General features: G+C 43.6%; 8 protein-coding genes. 2 read left to right on the top strand and 6 right to left on the bottom strand.

All coding sequences use genetic code 11. The features are described 5' to 3' along the window. Nucleotides 1-3: 3 nt before the first annotated feature. The 6 genes from B7E04_RS17775 to glsA form a co-directional block, all read right to left on the bottom strand. Nucleotides 4-2,409 (bottom strand): glycosyltransferase, encoded by a 2,406-nt coding sequence (locus tag B7E04_RS17775; RefSeq protein ID WP_080779907.1) that lies wholly within the window; start codon nucleotides 2,407-2,409, stop codon nucleotides 4-6. Beyond that, the gene (locus tag B7E04_RS17780) at nucleotides 2,402-3,196 is read right to left on the bottom strand and encodes an alpha/beta fold hydrolase (protein WP_080779908.1); all 795 of its coding nucleotides are present in this window, start codon (nucleotides 3,194-3,196) and stop codon (nucleotides 2,402-2,404) included. The genes B7E04_RS17775 and B7E04_RS17780 overlap by 8 nt, the downstream gene beginning before the upstream one ends. Further along, entirely contained in the window at nucleotides 3,187-3,486 is a 300-nt protein-coding gene (locus tag B7E04_RS17785; protein ID WP_048506403.1) for an acyl carrier protein, read from the bottom strand. Before B7E04_RS17785 ends, B7E04_RS17780 begins: the two co-directional genes overlap by 10 nt. Next, nucleotides 3,474-7,706, bottom strand: a complete 4,233-nt coding sequence (locus B7E04_RS17790) for a type I polyketide synthase (RefSeq protein ID WP_080779909.1) — start codon at nucleotides 7,704-7,706, stop codon at nucleotides 3,474-3,476. The genes B7E04_RS17785 and B7E04_RS17790 overlap by 13 nt, the downstream gene beginning before the upstream one ends. Before the next feature lie 18 nt (nucleotides 7,707-7,724). Continuing rightward, complete coding sequence (locus B7E04_RS17795) at nucleotides 7,725-14,726, bottom strand: type I polyketide synthase (RefSeq protein WP_080780735.1); 7,002 nt, start codon at nucleotides 14,724-14,726, stop codon at nucleotides 7,725-7,727. Nucleotides 14,727-15,469: 743 nt separating this feature from the next. Further along, nucleotides 15,470-16,483, bottom strand: a complete 1,014-nt coding sequence (gene glsA / locus B7E04_RS17800) for a glutaminase A (RefSeq protein ID WP_080779910.1) — start codon at nucleotides 16,481-16,483, stop codon at nucleotides 15,470-15,472. Nucleotides 16,484-16,821: 338 nt separating this feature from the next. Here glsA and B7E04_RS17805 point away from each other — a divergent pair, with 338 nt between their 5' ends. Together B7E04_RS17805 and B7E04_RS17810 are read left to right on the top strand one after the other, a co-directional pair. Further along, nucleotides 16,822-17,232, top strand: coding sequence for a hypothetical protein (locus tag B7E04_RS17805; RefSeq protein WP_080780736.1), 411 nt, complete (start codon nucleotides 16,822-16,824; stop codon nucleotides 17,230-17,232). 161 nt (nucleotides 17,233-17,393) lie between these two features. Then, complete coding sequence (locus B7E04_RS17810) at nucleotides 17,394-18,581, top strand: FAD-dependent oxidoreductase (protein ID WP_080779911.1); 1,188 nt, start codon at nucleotides 17,394-17,396, stop codon at nucleotides 18,579-18,581. The last annotated feature ends 7 nt before the right edge of the window (nucleotides 18,582-18,588 follow it).

Here is an 18,588-nt window from a genome sequence, read left to right on the forward strand (position 1 = left end):
GGCCTATACGGATGTTAAAGTTGAACACTCCTGCTGTACAAAATGTTCGAGCAGTTCTACTGCCTTTTCATTACCTCCGGCCTCGATGAAATTGGATTGAACTTCTTTGGCTGCATTTCTGTATTTCGGGTTATCCAGCAGTTCAAAAACCGTTTCACGAAGGGCTTCCACCCTTAAACGCTTGTACCTGATGCTGATTCCACATCCGGCCTGCTCGATTAATTTTGCAATATGAAAATGATCATAGGCGATGGGTGTGATCAACATTGGCAACCCATTATAAAATGTATCGTTTACCGTATTGAATCCGCCGTGGCAGATCACCATATCCATGTGAGGCATTAACTGTGATTGCGGAACAAAGCCGCTTACAATAAAATTAGCCGGCCATTCTTCAAAAATTTCAGGCGGAGTTGCTGCGATTACTGTCACAGGCTGGTCTGCAAACGCTGCGATTACCTTTTCAAAAAAGGCTTTCCGGATATCTACCAGCAAGGTACCCAGTGATACAAATATTTTCGGGGTAGTAGCAGCTTCCAGTTTTTCCCAGTTAAAAGGCGTATTATTGGGACGTCCTTTTACCGGACCTACGAATCTCATATGTGAAGGAACTTCTTCAAAACCGGCGAAAGTCTGTGAAGTAAACACCAGATTCAGCTGGTGCGAATGGATAAAAATACCTTCATCAGCAATTCCGACCTCCTTTTGAAGGCCTTTGATCAGGTTTTGCTGCCATTCCCATATTTTCGGGGCATTTTTCTCACTGTCTCCCATCACATCAGGGGGAACAGGCGTTGTGGTTACACAAGGAATACCATGTTTATGGGCAAAAAGTGCGCCTCCAAAGGCAATACAATCGTTCACCAGAACATCTGGCTTCCAACTCGCCATCAGACGTTCAAGTCCGGGCATCATCATTTTGGCGAATGGAACGTAGGTTTCCTCCAATGCGAGCTTCATCACTTCAGGACCTGAGCAAGCGGGGCCGTCATCCTGTCTTTTTAAAATACGCCCGATCTCTTCCTGGTAGGGAATAAGGTCTTCTTCGGGGTAAATATAGCTTCCTCCTTCCGGAATATGCTTGCTGTCTACCGGGGTGATTCCGAACCATTTTACTTCGTGACCACGGGCAATCAGACTGGCTCCCACGCTTAATGTAGGACTGATGTGTCCGAAAAACGGAGGCACAACGAATAAAAATTTAGATCCGGATTTTACCGGTTCTGAAACGCGAACCAATGCTTTTTCAAGTAAACTGGCAGCCGTTGGTGTTCCTCCCGCATCTATAAAAGACCGGCGGATCAGCTGGGCTGCTTCGGAATACGTTGGATTGTTCAAAATATTCTGTACCGCATCTTTTAAATGATGGGATTTAAACCGGTTAAAATTAAGACGTTCGCCGGCACCTGTACGCACTACCCTTCCTGCAACATGCGATTGGTCATACGCAATAGGAATAACCACCAGCGGAAGGCCGTTTGACAAAGCTTCAGACACCGTATTGTGGCCCCCATGACAAACCACTCCGTCCAGATGAGGAAGCAGATCAAGCTGGGGAACCTGGTTATAGACCATAAAATTTTCAGGCCAGCTTTCAAACAGATTCGGGTCAGAAACCAATACAACGGTTAAATCTTCGTCTTTGAATGCATCAATTACCTTTTGGAAAAAAGCTTTTTTATGATCATGATCGAAGGTGGTTCCGATGCTTACGAGGATTTTTTTTCTGGTACTTTTATTAAACTGATCCCAGTCGAAGTTACATGAGATACGGCGTTCCGAAAGAACCGGTCCTGTAAACTGATAATGAGCCGGAAGATCCATTTCTCCAAAGAATTCCTTTGAGGTTAAGACCAGAGTTAAAAGATCCGAAGAAGCCAGCGAATGGTTTTCCTGAATGCCCAGTTCTTTCTGCAGTTCTATGATCTTATTGACCTCCCATTCATGCACTTTCGGCAGCTCATCCATCATTTTTACGGCAGCCGGAGCAGTAACGGATGTGCTGTAGGGAAGATTGAGTTTTTTAGCGGCAATAGCGGCGGCAAATAGCTGATGATCGCCGATCACCATATCGGGCTGCCAGGTTTTCAACAGAGTGATTATGCCGTTGTAGCAATGCCTGTTTAAAGGAATCAGTACCTCTTCGTACAGGAACTTGATGCTGTCGATTCCGTAGACTACTTTTTTTGAAATAATATCGAGATATTTTTCGCTTTCGTTTTTTTCTTCGTCGGTCTGGTCGTATTGAATGAGCAGGAGTTCTCCCCCTTCAGGAAGTTTTGTGCTTAGATTTTCATCAAGACTGATCCAGGCCACGTGGTGCCCTCTTTTCAATAATTCTGCACCGATGCTTAATGTCGGATTGACATGGCCCGTCAATGGCGGAACAACAAATACAAATTTAGCCATGATTTTGTGTTAATGGTTTTGATAATGATTGAGATAAAAAATGAACAATACGTTCAGCAATCTGAACAGGTTCCTGTATGGGAATATTATGGTCTCCGGGAATGAATTCCAGTTCAGAACGGCTGATCTGAGACTGCAGCCACTCTCCGGTAGGTTTGCAATTGGATTCCGAGCCGTACAGCAATAACGCAGGAACTTCCAGTTCTGATACATTGGCTTCACTCAGGAAATGTTTTTCCCTGATCATATCTGCTTTGATGCTGGTTTTTTCAAACAGGAACTCATACATGCGGTGGTTTTTCTCCATCTGCCTTTTCCCCATCTGAACTTTGGTGGTATCGGTGAAATTGGCGACATAATGTTCGAGAAACTCTTTGCTGTATTCATCGATGATATTCCGGGCCTTTTCGTCCTGCGGATCCGGGGCTTCCATAACCACCAGGCGGCTGACACGGTCCGGAGCTTTCAATGCGGTTTTCAACGCGATAAGGCCTCCGAAGCTATAGCCTGCGAGATGTACTTTTTCAAGCTTTAAAAAATCCATCAGGGCCAGTAAATCGGACGACATACTTTCCAGATCATAGCCATCCGTGAAACGTTCGCTCATGCCGTGGCTTTTCAGATCGTACATCACCACATGAAATTTTTTCGCCAGAACCGGGGCAATATTGAAATAATAAATAGAGAGGTTGCTAAACATCCCGTGAATCAGCACCACAGTCTGTTCAGCACCTTTATTGAGTTCCTGAATGTGAACCTGTTTATGGTTAACCGTGATTACTGGCATTCGTAGATATAATTGATGATCATACGAAGATCAAGGTTGATCAGTTCATCCAGGTCCATAGAAGACAGCCAGCCGGTAAAATCAATCTGATCCCCGAAATGCGCCTTGATCTTTTCAGAAAAGGAAACAATTTCGATACTGTCCATTTCAAGGTCCTTTGTAAATGAACTTTCCGGTGTAATATCCATCTCTTCTACAAATTCCGCTCCTATCACTTCGGTAATAAAACCTTTTAAAAGGGTGAATAATTCCTCGTGATTCAATTTCAATGTGTTGTTTATAGTGTCCATCCGATAATATAATTTTTATGTTTAATAGTTTTTATTTCTGTGTTATTGATCCATAAGTGATCGTCCTGTATGCGTTCTACTTCAAATGCTTTCGGGTTTCCTTTTAATCCTGTCCCCATGAATTTCCCATAGGCTTCTTTGGCGGTCCAGAACCTTGTAGTCCATTCTGCCTGATCCCTGTCTTTTAATAAGGCTAATTCCTGCTCCGTAAAGACCAGTTCATAAAATCCGGAGCTGCGTTCTTCCATAATCTCCATGTCAATGCCCACCGGACGGCCATGACGCGCAATCCCTACGGCTTCTTTTCCTTTATGGGCCAGGGAAATATGAATATCTTCCGTGATATCGCCGATCAGGTAAGGTTTTCCGGCTTCATTGGAACGGATCTCAAAGGTGATGGGAAAGCAGGGATGATTTTTTTGTTCGCGCAGGAGATTTCTTACCGCATCTTTCACCGCTACACGGCTTACCATCCAGTTTTTGCGCTTATTAGGCAGCAACTGCTGATGGAATTGCTTTTCGCTGTGATTGAAATACCGTTTTAAGATAAAATCCCAAGAGGCCACCCTGGTATACGCCTGATGAAAGAAAAATACGTCAGGGGCAATTTCCTCCGAAAGACGGTTGTGCAGCGGTGACATCGAGACATTCCACAGAGGTTCATCAATTTCCAGTCTGCGGTTCTGCCAGCCTGAAATAGCACACCATACTTTTCCGTCTTTTTTGAGGATAATATCAGCAATCGCAAATTCTTCATTGAGCTCGGTCAGGATGCAGGTGCACTCAAAAAGGCCGTCCTGATCATCCATCGCTCCGAAAAATTCAAGATCCCTGATTTTCACAGGAAATGCAATACGGTCTTTGGTCAAGGTAAGCTGCAGCCACAATCCGAATAACTGTCCGGCATTGTCCAGCAAAGATCCTTTTCCGCCGTTGCCTTTTATCTTTCCTGTAATTCCTTTGGTTCCTACTGCTGACACTTCGGTAATTCCCTGGTACAGCTCTCCATGAAACATATGCTTGTCATAGATCTCCTCCGGCGTTCGTTCAATCGGTAAAAGATCACCAATGGATCTATTGAAAGCGGGAGAAGAAGGAGTATTTGAACTCAGCAACACTTCTGCATTCACGAAATTTTCAATTTCCAGATAAGCATGATGCGGTGAGCGCCACTCTCCTTTTACTGTTTTTTCAAAAGGTTGGGCTACATTCATCCATTGGAATACACTTACATTCATAATTTTGTGAACCTTCCTTCCCGGTATTTCTGCCTGTGCAATTTCTGCCAGCTGTTCAAAAATCATGGTCATAGGGATCACCGGTTCCATATCCGAAACCGTTGACCATCCTTTCGGCTGCCTCAATAGACTGTGATCAATCAGGTAAGGATGACTTTCCAGATTGACATGCAGCTCTTTTGAGAAGTTTTTATCTATTGACTTTTTAGGTGTTATTGCTACTGGCACAGCAGTTTCAGGCCTGTTTTGAAACAGATTCAGCACTTCTTCCTGCATCCGGATCATATCGGAAATATTCTCCTGGAATGCCTGAACAAGCGGATGTCCGGTTTTAGCCACTGCCGCGGAAATGGTGCTTTGCTTAGGTTTGTTAAATGACCCAGCTAAAGCCTGAATTTCTTTAAAATCACGGATAATAGGTGAACCTAACTGTAGTTTGATTCCTTTTCCGGATGATTTTTTTGAATTATGCTGTATTTCCAGGAAGTCAAGAGCTATTGTTTTTCCTTCCACAAAAAGAGCGGCTACCACGCGCTGCAGCTGAGCCAGTGCAGATCTCGCCGGAACACTGGAAGCAATAGTACTAAATGATTTTCCTTTCAAAGTATCGTCAATAAACCCGATTAATCCTCCTGTCCCGATCTGGATAAAGAATTTTGCTCCTTCTTCATACAGCTTATCAGTCAGTTCACGGAATCTGACAGGCTGAACCAGATGCTCGGCACTGAGTTTCCGGATCGCTTCCTGATCTGCGGGATACGGCTCTAAAGTCGTGGCAGACCACAAAGGAATTTTTGTCTTTTGAAACTGTGCCTTCTCCATACCTGCCAGGATCACCTCCAGTTTATCTGCAATAAATGGGGAATGAAAGCCCGACTGGAACGGCAGTATCTGATGAAAGATCTGTTTCGATTTTAATACCGGAACCAGCTCATCCAATGCTGTATTACTTCCGCACAAAATAACCTGATTGGGGCAATTGTCATTGGAAATATAAAGCTCAGGAATGGCATCAATGAAAGGAGTAACCGCATCAATACCTGCTCCGACAGCGATAAACCTGGAATCCTTCAGCTCAAAAGTTTCAGGATTTAAAACATCAATCAACGCTTTTACTGAATTGACTTCTGCAAGTTCCGAGGAATATCCTGCCAGCCATTCTCCGAGGCTGTGTCCTGCATTCATATCTGGTACGATGCCCAATTTTTTCAGAGCGCCGTCAAGAATACTGCATGTGTTGAAAATACCTAAGGCATCATTCAGTAAGCCTTCTCCTTCAGTTTCAATAGGTTCAGTGAGCCCGAAATAACGGCTAACACTTTCTACCTCGCCTTTCGCCAGGCCATCCAGGCCGGGAAATACAAAAGCTACCTTGCCTCCGTCTTTCAGTAAAGGCGTGTTGGTATACCAGATATCCTGCTTGTTGCGCCACGGATTATCCTTTGCAACAATTTTAATTACTTTTTCTATTCTTTCCGGTGTTGGGTCGAATAAAGCTACCCTGTAATTTCCTTCTCCCGTTTCAGTTTCCTGATTCCGTAAGGCGGAAAGAAGTTCTTCGTGGGTGGGTCTTGCCAGAATCAGGACACGGTCTTTTTTCGGCATATCATAGCCTTCAAGAACGACATGCGCGTTGATTCCTCCGAATCCGAATGCATTAACGGCTGCCACTTTCGGCAGTCCTGTCTTTGACCAGCTTTTCGACTCCTGTACAGGCTCAAATCTCGTCTGTTGCATATCCGGAACTGGATTTTCGCAGTATAATGTAGGCGGTAAGGTATCGTGGTGTAAAGCCAGACAGGTCTTAATCAAACCTGCGATTCCTGCAGCGGGCATGGCATGTCCGATGTTTGATTTTACAGACCCTATTCCTGCTGCCGGAGCGGTTTCTTCTTTTCCGAAAAACTGAGCGAGGGTCTGAAGTTCGGTCTTATCTCCAAGTGGCGTTCCGGTTCCATGAGCTTCAAGATATCCGATCTGTTTTTCATCCAGACCTGCATGGCTCCATGCCTGTTCTAAAGCTTTAAGCTGACCTTTAACAGATGGGCTCATCACACTGGTCCCATTACCGTCACTGCTGACTCCAACTCCTTTAATCACGGCATAAATCTTATCCTGATCTCGAACTGCGTCCTCCAGCCGTTTCAGCACCACAAAACCGCAGCCTTCCCCGATCAGTAATCCATCCGCATCACTGCTGAAAGGTTTGATCTGCTGCTGATGTGAAAGGGCTCCCAGCTGGGCAAAAATACTCCAGAACGCAGCATTCTGCCCGGTATGTACACCGCCTGCAATGACCATATCACATCTTCCTCTGTTAAGCTCCTGTACGGCATGGTCTACAGCGAGCAAAGCACTTGCGCAGGCTGCGTCTACTGTAAAAGCGGCTCCTCCCAGATTGAACCGGTTGGCCACCAATGAAGCAACAAGATTGGGAATTAAACCCATCGCGGTATCTGCGGCAAAACGTCCTTTCTTTTCCTGGAAAGCATGCTTTACTTTTTCAATATCATCTGCAGATACTTCGGGTAACAATTCCTGAAGCAATGAAGAAATCTGCTCTCCGGTTCGTACTATTTCAATGGCACGGGTAGCTCCCGGACCTGTATAATTTCCTTTCCCGATGATAATCCCCGTTTTTTCGAGAGAAACCTGTTTTTTGAATACTCCGGCATCGTCCAGGGCTTTCTGAACCAGATCGAGGGTGAGTAAATGATCCGGCTCCGTTCCTTCTACGGCTAACGGTAAAATTCCGAAAGCGGTAGGATCAAATTCATAATCAGAGATAAATCCGCCGCGTTTACAGTAAAATCTGTCAACGGGACTGGTAGCATCACTGAAATGCACGGGATCGATCCGGTCCGCAGGAACTGACTGGGTAGAATCTACCTTATTGATAATATTCTGCCAGAATGTATCGGCATCCTGTGCCCCGGGAAAGACACAGGACAAGCCAATGACAGCAACATCTGTTTTTTTCATAGTCGTTATATACAGAGGTTACCAATTGTTTCCGGACATGATCAGCACCTGGCTTTCTGTTCCGTATTTTATTTCGTTAAGGAAGATTTCTTTCCCCTGGTCCAGTGGAATTAATGAAATACCACGGCGTTCATATTCTGTTTCCAGTGTGGATGAAACCATTCCGGCTCCTTTCCATGGTCCCCAGTTGATAGAAATTACTTTTCCTTTTAGTTTTTTATTGAGTGCTTTTGCGTAATCATCCAGTACGGAATTGGCGGCAGCATAATCAGTCTGGCCCTTATTACCATACACCGAGGCTATGCTTGAAAACAGGACTACAAACTGACAATCTTCACGAAGCTGCTCTGCCAGTACCCTTAGCGGTTTCACTTTGGTATCAAAAACACGTTCAAAAGAGCTTGAAGTTTTCTGTTTAAATAATTTATCCTCCAAGAGACCTGCTCCGTGGATCACTCCGTCTAAATGACCATAGGTTTCATAGATATTTCTGATGAGATCAGACAGTCCTTCTTCGTCACAAAGGTCTAATGAGTTGTAAACGACCTTACTTCCCAACTGTTCCATATCGCGGATGGTCCCCAGAATCTGATTGTTTTTGAAGATCCGTACTGTTTCTTTCTCAATCTCAGCAGGAGCAGTGAACTGGCCGGATTTAATCAGATAGCTTCTGATCTCTTCTTTGGTTTTCATGGCTTCAGTTTCTTTTAGACGGGAAACCTCATCTCTCGGATCTGCTGATCTTCCGACAAGAATATAGGTGCAGGGATAGGTTCCGGACATGTGCTTCACAAGTTCGGAGGTGATGCCCTGTGCACCGCCAAGTACCAATACCACAGACTCTTTATCGAGCTGGATATGAGCTTCCTGAAGGCTTGTTGACAACGGTGAAGGAATAATATCCACTTTGTGACGCTGGTCGTTTTTATAGATAACTTCCGAAGGTTTATCGGTCGCCAGGATTTCTTTTAAAGCGATTTCCGCAATCTGGTCTGTCTGCTGTGGAGTACTTAAACTGATCAGTCTGCAATTGGTTTGTTCAAACTCACGGGCTAAACTTTTGAAAAGTCCGGGATGTCCTTTGTAATGACGCAAAAGCGTGGTATCAGTAAGCTCCTGAACATGGGCTGGAATATCTGAGATCAGATAGATCCATTTGGCCTTATCGAGATCCATTTTTTTAATCAGATCAACGTGATCGATGATGCTGTGCTTCACTGTGGACGAGAATAAATCAAGGATAATAAGTCCGTCAAAATCCGATAGATCTTTTCCGGCATCTACCAGTTCTGCGATGGCACCGTATTGTTCAAGGGCATTTTTGATCGCCGATGTCTGTGTGCTGTTGTCCTGAGTGATGGCAAAACGTTTTCCCTGCAGTATTTCAGTGTTTTGTTCCGGAGAAACATCCGTGGGAGTAAGATCAAAACGAAGGCGGGACAAAAGGTTTTGTACAGGTTCTTCAGCATCAGTATTTCCACTCATTTCACTGATCCAGGATGCTAAACCACTTAAGGTTTTTATAGCAGCCAGCTTTTCCATCAGATCATCTGCCTGCTCCAGGTTTTCACCAAAACCGATTTTTGTTTTAAGATCCGCAATAATTTCCATGCGTTTAATGGAATCAATGCTCAGATCTGCTTCCAGATCGAGATCCAGCCCCAGCATTTCTTTTGGGTAGCCTGTTTTTTCACTGACGATATTCAGGATGGCCTGCTGAAGTTCTTCAAGGGTAAATCCTGATTTATTTTGTGGGTTTGAAGTATTTGTTTCTACAGATTCAGTGTTTTCTGGTTTTGCAGTTCCCATGCATTCTGTAAGCCAGGAAACCAGGCCGCTTAAGGTTTTTATACCTGCCAGCTGTTCCATAATGGAATCTTCATTGCCCTGGTCACTGGTAAAAGCTCCCAGTTCATTGCGCAGTGTTCCGATAATTTCAACCCTTTTAATGGAATCAATGCTCAGATCGGCTTCAAGGTCCATTTCCATCCCCAGCATTTCATGAGGATAGCCTGTTTTATCGCTGACCACCTGCAACAACAACGTTTTAATATCTTTTACCGGAGCCTGCTTTACCGGAGTAGCCACAGGTTTTTCCTGAACCTGAATTTGTGCTACCGGCTGAACCGGAACAGTCATTATACGTTCATTAGCATGATGGGGTACCGAAGGAGCGTAAACAGGTGCAGCACTGATCTGTGGGCTCTGTCCTAAGAAGGAAAGCATCACATCTCTCTGTGCCTGTATCAGCTGTTTCATGGTATCAAGATATTCCTGCAGCATACGTTCAGCAGGCTGATGCTGGGCGGCTGGGGTTTGTTGGTTATTGGTAAAATGGTTCATGGCAATTGGATTTAAAATAGGCAGCGCGCCGTTAACCGGCAGCGTACCTGTAGTAGGATGTGCAGTCTGTCCGTTCACACGCCAGATTGCAGGGTTTTTCTTATATAATTCGGGTTGGTCTATATGAATCAGCTTGACATTACGGCCTTCGAACAGTTTTTCAACACTGAAATTGCGGCCGGTTCCAAGGTATTGCGCCAGCATGCAGAGCAGATGGCTCATTTTGTTTCGGCTGCTGTCTTCCACATATAGCGTGAGCTGGTCTTTATTTAAGCAGGAATTCGTCAGTCCGGTCAGTACTTTTCCCGGGCCTACTTCGATGAAGATTCTTGCTCCGTCATCATACATCGCCTGAATTTCTTCCACAAATCTTACAGGTTGTACCAGGTGATCCGTCAGTCTTTCTTTAATGGCTGATGTTTCCTTTGGATAAGCTGCTGCTGTGGTATTGGACCAAACCGGAATCTGCATTTCATTGAATGGAACGTCTTTCAGAACGTCTTCATATAAACCTTTAGATTTGGCCAGTAACGGGCTGTGGAAAGCACAGGCCACCTCCAGTTTCTTCGCAGAAATACGTTCCTGTTTCAGAACTTCCATGAATGTTTGGATCGCAGATGTACTTCCAGCCACTACACATTGGTTGGGAGCATTATAATTGACAGGGTAGCAGCCTTCTACTTTGGCCAGAACAGGCTCTAAAAGCTCTTTTGTAGTGCTTACAGCTACCATGGAACCAGGATCTCCGCCTTCCACCGAATCCAAAATAGAGTGGGCTCTCCTGATGCTTAAATCAACCAGCTGCTCTTCTTCAAATACGCCTGCAAAGCATAAAGCCGGTAATTCTCCGTAGCTGTGGCCTGCCAGCATATCAGGAACAATATCCAGCGACTGCAGGAATTTGGCCAAAGCCAGATCAACAATTCCCAGAAGAGGCTGTGCCAGGCGGGTATCTTTAATGGTTTCTTTTTGTAGTTTTAAAGCAGATTCATCGAAAACAGCAGGTGGAAAAACAACCTTCTCCAGTTCCGGATAGGAATCCATCAGGTTTCGCATGGAAGGAAAAGCCACGAACAGATCCCGTGTCATATTGATTCTCTGGCTGCCCTGCCCCGGGAATAAGAAAGCAACTTTCCCTTCTTTTTTATTGACCGTAAAAGTGTCTTTGGTCTCAATTCCCAGCAGTACCAACTCGATTTTCATCATTAAATCTTCGGCGGTATCGGCTACAATGCTCAGTTGAATTGGTTTTTCTGAACCAACCGCTAAACTGTATGCAATATTTTTTAAGGAGATCTCATCATTGATTTCCAATAAAGATTTGATCTGACTTAACTGGTTTTTGGCTTCTTCATAAGTCTCACCACGGAACACAAATAATTCCGAAGGCCAGGATTGCAGTACTGCAGAATCATCCTGTTTAGGGTGATTGGCAATGACTGTATGAAAATTAGTCCCTCCAAATCCGAAAGCACTGATTCCTGCATACCGGTTCTTTTCACTCCATAATCCGCTTTCTGCATAAAAAGCAAAAGGGCTGGTCTGTGTATTGTAATAAGCGTTGGGTTGCTTCAAATGTAATGTAGGAGGTTTTACTCCATGATATACTGCAAGTGATGCCTTAATCAATCCGGCCAACCCTGCCGCACATTTGGTATGCCCGATCTGGGTTTTTACGGACCCTAAGTGAGTCTGTGCTGGTACCGCACCGGAACGGATGAATAGATTAGTCAATGCACTTAATTCTGTTTTATCTCCTACCACAGTTCCGGTTCCGTGGGCTTCTACCAATCCTACTGCTGCAGGACTAATGCCAGCCTGCGCGTAAGCACGTTCTAAAGCACGTTCCTGGCCTATTTTTCTCGGAGCTGTAAGTCCTAAGGCCTTGCCATCACTGGATCCGCCTACTCCTTTGATCACTGAATAAATACGGTCACCATCACGGACAGCGTCCTCGTATCTTTTCAGGACAAGGATAGCAACGCCTTCTCCCAGGGCAATTCCGTCGGCTTCATTATCAAAGGTGGCACATCGTCCTTTTCTTGAAAGTGCATGTGTGCTGGAAAACATAAGGTAATCATTGATCCCGTTATGCAAATCTGCACCTCCTGCCAGCACCATATCGGATTTCCCCAATACAAGCTCCTGGCATGCAAGGTCAATAGCAGCTAGAGATGACGCACAGGCTGCATCTACTGTATAATTTCTTCCGCCAAGATCCAGGCGATTCGTAATCCTACCTGCGATCACATTGGCCAGGATACCCGGGAATGAATCTTCTGTGGTATGGGGAAATGCTTCTTTTACTTCTTCATGCAATTCCCCGAAAACCTGTTTATAATAACCTCTGAAGCTATAGCTGTTGGCTAGGTCGTTCCCACCTTCAGCTCCTATGATTACAGAAATATTTTCTCTGTTGAAATTTTTCTCCCCATATCCGGCATCTTCCATTGCCCGTTTTGCAACCAATAAAGTTAATAATTGTGTTGGCTCAATGGCAGCAAGGGACTGCGGAGGAATTCCGAAAGCCAAAGGATCGAAATCAATCTTTGGAATAAATCCACCCCATTTGGAATGGGAAACGTCCGGCCCGTCTGAATCCGGATGGTAATACAGCTCTTTATTCCAGCGTTCATCCGGAACTTCGGTCACATGATCTTTCCCTAAAATGATATTCCGCCAGTACTCTTCCAGGTTTTTTGCCCCGGGGAAAATACATTCCATTCCCACAATGGCTATATCCAGTGGTTTTTCGACTGATACCGGTTCTTCCGGTAAAACGGCCTGTTCTATATATCCGTAATTATCTATACTTACATTCTGGTGCAGTGCCGCTAATGAAATCACACGGTTCTGCATGGTGGCCACCTGCCCGATCATGTACATGCCGAGATCCAGCTGCTCACTTTTAGGAACATTAACCAATTTATCTCCCTGACGATCAATTCCTTTGGCGGCAATTCTCAAACGGCCAACGTTTAATTTTTCAAGCTGTTCCCATACTTCTTTTTTATCAACCCCAGCGGCCAGAAGCTTGCTCTTTTCAGTGGTAAAATGTTGTGCAAATGCTGTATTCAGGCAGCGTGTCTCGTGGCCCGGTGCGGTTTCGAGCAAGACCGTATCTTTGGCCTGCATTGCCTGCACCTGGAATTCTTCCTGGATAGCCCCGGTACGCACCGCTTCTTCGGTGTACAGATAAGCAGTTCCAATTAAAACCCCAACTTTTACCCCTCTGGCTGCCAACGGAGCGGCCATCACCGAAACAAAAGCTGTAGAAAACGCATTGTGAATTCCACCGGCAAAGAATACGCTGATATTTTCAGGATGTTCTTCTTTTAAGATGCGTTCGATCTGTTTTTCCCAAAGGACCATACTGGAAAGCGGGCCTACATGCCCGCCGCATTCACGGCCTTCAAATATAAAGTTTGTGGCTCCTTCCTTTAAGAAAATATCCAGCAGTGCAGGGGAAGGAACATGCAGGAACGTGGTAATTCCCGCTTTTTCAAATACTTTGGCCTGTGCCGGTCTTCCTCCTGCAATCAAAACTACAGGTGGTTTGGCTTCCAATATGTATGAAGTCTGCTCTTCTCTCAGTTCCTGAGGAGCAAATCCTAAAATTCCAACTCCCCATGTTTTTTCTCCGGCCAGCTTTTTAGTTTCCATGACCAGAGATTTTGCCTGCTCACCCTTTAGCAAAGACAGGGCAACAAAAGGCAAGGCTCCGGCATCCGCCACTGCATTGGCAAATAAAGGAACGTCACTCACACGGGTCATAGGCCCCTGTGCAATCGGGTAACGCAGCCCAAGCTCCCGGGCCATTACATTATTCTCACTGATCACCTGCAGAACTTTTGCCTGTTTCAGATGTCCATACATAGCTTCTTTAAAACCGAAAACCATTCTCTTCAGGTTTTTGAAATCTTCAAAAAGATCTATGGCCAGCGAAATGTCCTGCCCCATAGGAATATAGTTCTGACTCAGATCGAAACCGGTAAAATACTGCCGTAATTCTTCTGAAGTTACATTTTCCGGCAACGCAGGAGAATTTGGTCTCACAAGAATCCTGTGATCCGCAATAATTTTAGTCTCTGTACCATTCAGTTTTGAGCAGAGATCTTTTATATCCTGAGGAACCGAACATTCAGGGAACAAAGCCAGCTGGCTGTCCAGGACAACTCCGGCTGCCCCAAGTGCTTTCACGGCTGCAGCGGTATGAAGGCCCACGCCTCCCTGTACCCAAACCGGGATAGATTGAATCTCTCTGATGACGCGCTGAAACAGCACGAAGGTAGATTCATAGCCTACGAGTCCGCCGGCTTCGTTACCTTTTATAATAATTCCTCCAGCTCCTGATTGCTCTGCAAGCCTGGCTTCATCCAGACTGTTGACCTGATAAATGGTAGGCAGATCCGGTATAACATCCATAGAAGTTCCGGCGGGAAGAATGGCAAAGCTTACCTTTTCCGGAATCTGAAGGGATATAAATTTGTCATTGGGAAGATAAATTCCATAGGAAGGAATATCTGTCTGATTAAGTTGGTTCAGCGCTGCCTGAGCCTCTGTTAAATCATGTCCTAAGCTTAAAATTGGAAACGCACCTGCCTGTTGCAGTTTGAGCATAAGGCTTACATCCGGCTTTTCAAAAGGCGTTAATCCAATAATGGGTAAGTTTTTCATTGCATTTATGGTATTGAGATAATAACTGGGAAACTTTATAACTGCATCCAACCTTCCGGTTTCAAGGATATTTTTCAATTATGTGGGAATAAAAATAATAAATTTATATTACATTTTCAATCATAAATAAAATATAATAATAAATTATTAACAATAAATTATTATGAATTTAAATAATATTAAAAATAGCAGTATATATTTCCATTATGGGAAAATAAGACGGTACAGTCTATAGGATTCAATTATAAATGTTTATAATTAATTAATGTGAAGCAAATATAGAAATAAAAACCATAATATATCAAAAATAAGAGAATTATTTTTTTAATATTACAAAATAATAATATATCTGTAAAGTTGATGAAATCTATAAAAATGAGTTTAGTAATCTGACAGGAAAATTCTGATAAATATAAAATAAGAACAAAGTATCAGAAAAATTATTGAGATAATTTTCTTAAAATCTTAGTTTATTCACAACTAAAGATATGACAATAAGAAGGTTAAAAATCCACATATTGGTTTCATGATTTCATCAATCTGAAAACCGGGATATACAGAATATTAATATTTCCCAGCCTTAAGACTTAATTATTTGTTTACCATTAATGTAATCGGGTAACAAAAAAACCTGCCTGATCTGCTAAATCTGCGAGATTTTTTCCAGCTCGCGCAGATTTAGCAGATCAGGCAGATTCTTGCTATTTATTAATAAAACTTAAAAGTTAAGACTATTTAATGTTTTAGAATAAACTCAGGTTATATTGCTTCACCAGATCTAAAATCATATGATATCCCGCTGAGGAATTCCCATGCTGATCTAAAGCCGGACTGAAGACGCCTATTCCCATTTTGCCCGGGACACTAACTGTAATTCCGCCTCCGACACCGGATTTGCTCGGCAAACCAACCGTTCTGGCATATTCACCGCTGAACTCGTACATTCCGGCAATAAGCATCTGGGATTGTATCAGCCTGGCAAGTTCTGCATTTTTATATGTGGAATCCCCATCAAAACGGACACACTGATTGGCAAAGAAATACCCTATTTTAGCCAGATCTTCTGCAGTAACCTCAATGGAGCACTGTTTGAAATAATTATCCAGCTGCTCTTCATTTCCGGAAATCAGTCCGTTATTTTTCATGAGATAAAACATCCCGCGGTTACGGTGCCCTGTAGCCTTTTCAGATTCAAAGACGGACTTACTGTAATCCAACGCCTGGTTTTTGGTGATATAGCGGACCATAGCAAGGATTTTAAGAAACGGCTTTTCGTCTTCTCCGGAAATTAAAGACGTGGTATAAATTGCTCCCGCATTCATCATGGGATTAAGCGGCTTTCCCGTAGTTTCCAGGTTTGAAAAATGATTAAAAGGCTGGTCTGTCCCGAAATATCCCATTTTATCAAAAACAGCGGCCTCTCCTTTTTCTTTCACGGCAATCATGAGTGCAATAATTTTGGAAATGCTCTGCATGGTAAATTTCTTGCGGGTATCGCCTGTATTATAGATTTTACCGTCTTTAGCCACCACGGAAAAAGCGATAGCCTTTGCGTCCATTTTCCCAAGCTCAGGAATATAATCTGCAACCTTACCCTGGGTGTAATAGGTTCTGTTTTTCTCCAGAATACCGCTTAATACCTTTTCTGAAATTGGTGCAATGTCAACTGTTTTCTGAGCATACGCTACTGTATTGAGGGAAAGAAAAGCTGCAATGAAAATTCCTTTTGCAGATAACAGGAAACTGGAATTGGCCATCTGGAGTATCTTCGAAATAAATTATTATTATAAACCTTGAGAAAACAAAGATAAAGTATTTCACCGGCTGACAACAAACCTCCGGGGAAATATCAGCTTTACATATGTGGTGAAAAGTAAGCAAAACTCTGCAGACAAAATATGCTCAGCAACCATTCCTTAATATTTATATTTTTTTGTGTAAAAACACAGGACTGAAAGGGCTTCCAAAAGATTAGGTATTTCTACTCAAATTCATAATTGGTCATTTCTACTCTAGCACAAAAACCGCCTTATTTGTTCCTTTGAAATACCCTAATGTGGTACCTGAAAAACTAATTAACCCAAATACATTCAATATGGAAACTACCAATGTAAATGCCAACTCATCCGGCCAGCTTCAACTGGGAGGAGGTGCCCAGTTCTGGGTATATCTTTCTCCCCAAAACGACACCGCTAAAATGATTTCAACATGGCGTGTCACTTTTTATCAGGGAGACTGGAGTGATTCTATTTCCAGCGAAAATCCTACGAAACAGATTCAGACCCCCAACCTTTCGGGAATCTTTGATATCAGGGTGGAATTATTAAGCGGCTCCACTGGTACGTGGAGACAGATCCCTCCACAGCAGGGAAGTTATAACGAAATAGGCTGCAATTCCAACTGTGCTTCTATGGTAGGGATTGTGGCAGACAGCACCAACCCTCCTCCGGGAGCTATTAATGCTCATTTCTGGACTACATGGGACGCAATGTGTAAAGCACAGTAATCCCAAAAACCTTCTTTAACATCAGATTACCGGCCTTTTTTGCAAGTATGGAATTATGATTTAAGATTCCTGCATTTAAATCTTAAAAAGGCCGGTACTCATGACCTGTATTTTGTGTGTATTCACATTCAATAACCTAAAAAACTATTAACAAATCAACCATGAAAACTGAAAACTACGACGTCATTGTCATAGGCGGGGGAGCTATAGGCTTAGCTACGGCCTATCATCTCGGCAAAAGGAAAGCAAAAACCCTGGTTCTGGAACAGTTTACTTTCGTGAACCAACTGGGAAGTTCTGCGGGAGTTTCCCGACAATTCCGGATTCCCTATCCTGATGAATATATGGTTCAAATGGCCCTGGATGCCCAACCGTATTGGGATGAACTGGAAAAAGAGACCGGAACCTCACTGCTTGACAAAGTAGGAACCTTATGGTTTGGAGATCCTGCCGTGCACTCCACCGAAGGGAATATAGCCCAGGCAGAACAGGCATTAAAAGCCCTGAATGTCCCCTACACTACCCTGACCGCAAAAGAAATTGAAGAACAATATCATTTCAAAAATTTACCTGAAACCTATACCGGACTTTTCCAGGCAGACGGAGCAAGTATTAATTTCAAACTTACCATTGAAACGCTTTTAAACCTCTGCAGGAAAGAAGAGACCGTTCATCTGGAAGAAAATTCGCCCGTTCTTGAAATCAAACAGATGGGTAAGCTTTTCGAGATCACTACTCCCAACGGGATTTATATCAGTGAAAAACTGGCCATTATTCCGGGACCTTATATCAACAGTGTAATCAATTTGCTGGATTTTAAAATAGAAGCTACGTACTGGAATATGTCTTCAGCCTATTTCAAAAAGACGGATCCGAACATACAGTATCCTACCTGGTTTGTGTTCCAGAATGCAGAGGGTGAAAACGGCAATCAGTTTTATGGTTTCCCTTCCGTGGACTGGGATCATCCGGAATACATCCGTGTAGCGCCGGACTTTGTGATTGATCCTTTGGAAGAACCATCCGACAGAACCTTAATTCCGAATCCACAGGAGCTTGGCTATACTTCAGACTGGGTGCAAAACCATATGACCGGACTGGCCACAGAACCTGAATATACTTCCACCTGTCTTATTGCCCTCAGCAAAATCCCTAATAAGGAACTGCTGATTGATTTTGCCCCGAATTACGTCCCTAATCATAAGAATATTGTGGTTTATGCTACGGGATGGGCGGCTAAATTCACTCCATTCTTAGGGAAAATCATGTCGGACCTTGCTTTGGACGGGCATACGGATTTTGATATCTCTCCTTTCCAGCTGGGACGCAAATATTTCAAATCACTTTAAAAACTCT

Origin of the sequence: Chryseobacterium phocaeense, from assembly GCF_900169075.1 — a bacterium.
In the GTDB taxonomy this organism is placed as follows: Bacteria; Bacteroidota; Bacteroidia; order Flavobacteriales; family Weeksellaceae; genus Chryseobacterium; species Chryseobacterium phocaeense.

Coding starts and splice junctions, on each gene's coding strand:
- B7E04_RS17775 (WP_080779907.1), bottom strand. CDS start 2,409: ATGGCTAAATTTGTATTTGTTGTTCCGCCATTGACGGGCCATGTCAAT.
- B7E04_RS17795 (WP_080780735.1), bottom strand. CDS start 14,726: ATGAAAAACTTACCCATTATTGGATTAACGCCTTTTGAAAAGCCGGAT.
- B7E04_RS17810 (WP_080779911.1), top strand. CDS start 17,394: ATGAAAACTGAAAACTACGACGTCATTGTCATAGGCGGGGGAGCTATA.
- B7E04_RS17790 (WP_080779909.1), bottom strand. CDS start 7,706: ATGAAAAAAACAGATGTTGCTGTCATTGGCTTGTCCTGTGTCTTTCCC.
- B7E04_RS17785 (WP_048506403.1), bottom strand. CDS start 3,486: ATGGACACTATAAACAACACATTGAAATTGAATCACGAGGAATTATTC.
- B7E04_RS17780 (WP_080779908.1), bottom strand. CDS start 3,196: ATGCCAGTAATCACGGTTAACCATAAACAGGTTCACATTCAGGAACTC.
- B7E04_RS17805 (WP_080780736.1), top strand. CDS start 16,822: ATGGAAACTACCAATGTAAATGCCAACTCATCCGGCCAGCTTCAACTG.
- glsA (WP_080779910.1), bottom strand. CDS start 16,483: ATGGCCAATTCCAGTTTCCTGTTATCTGCAAAAGGAATTTTCATTGCA.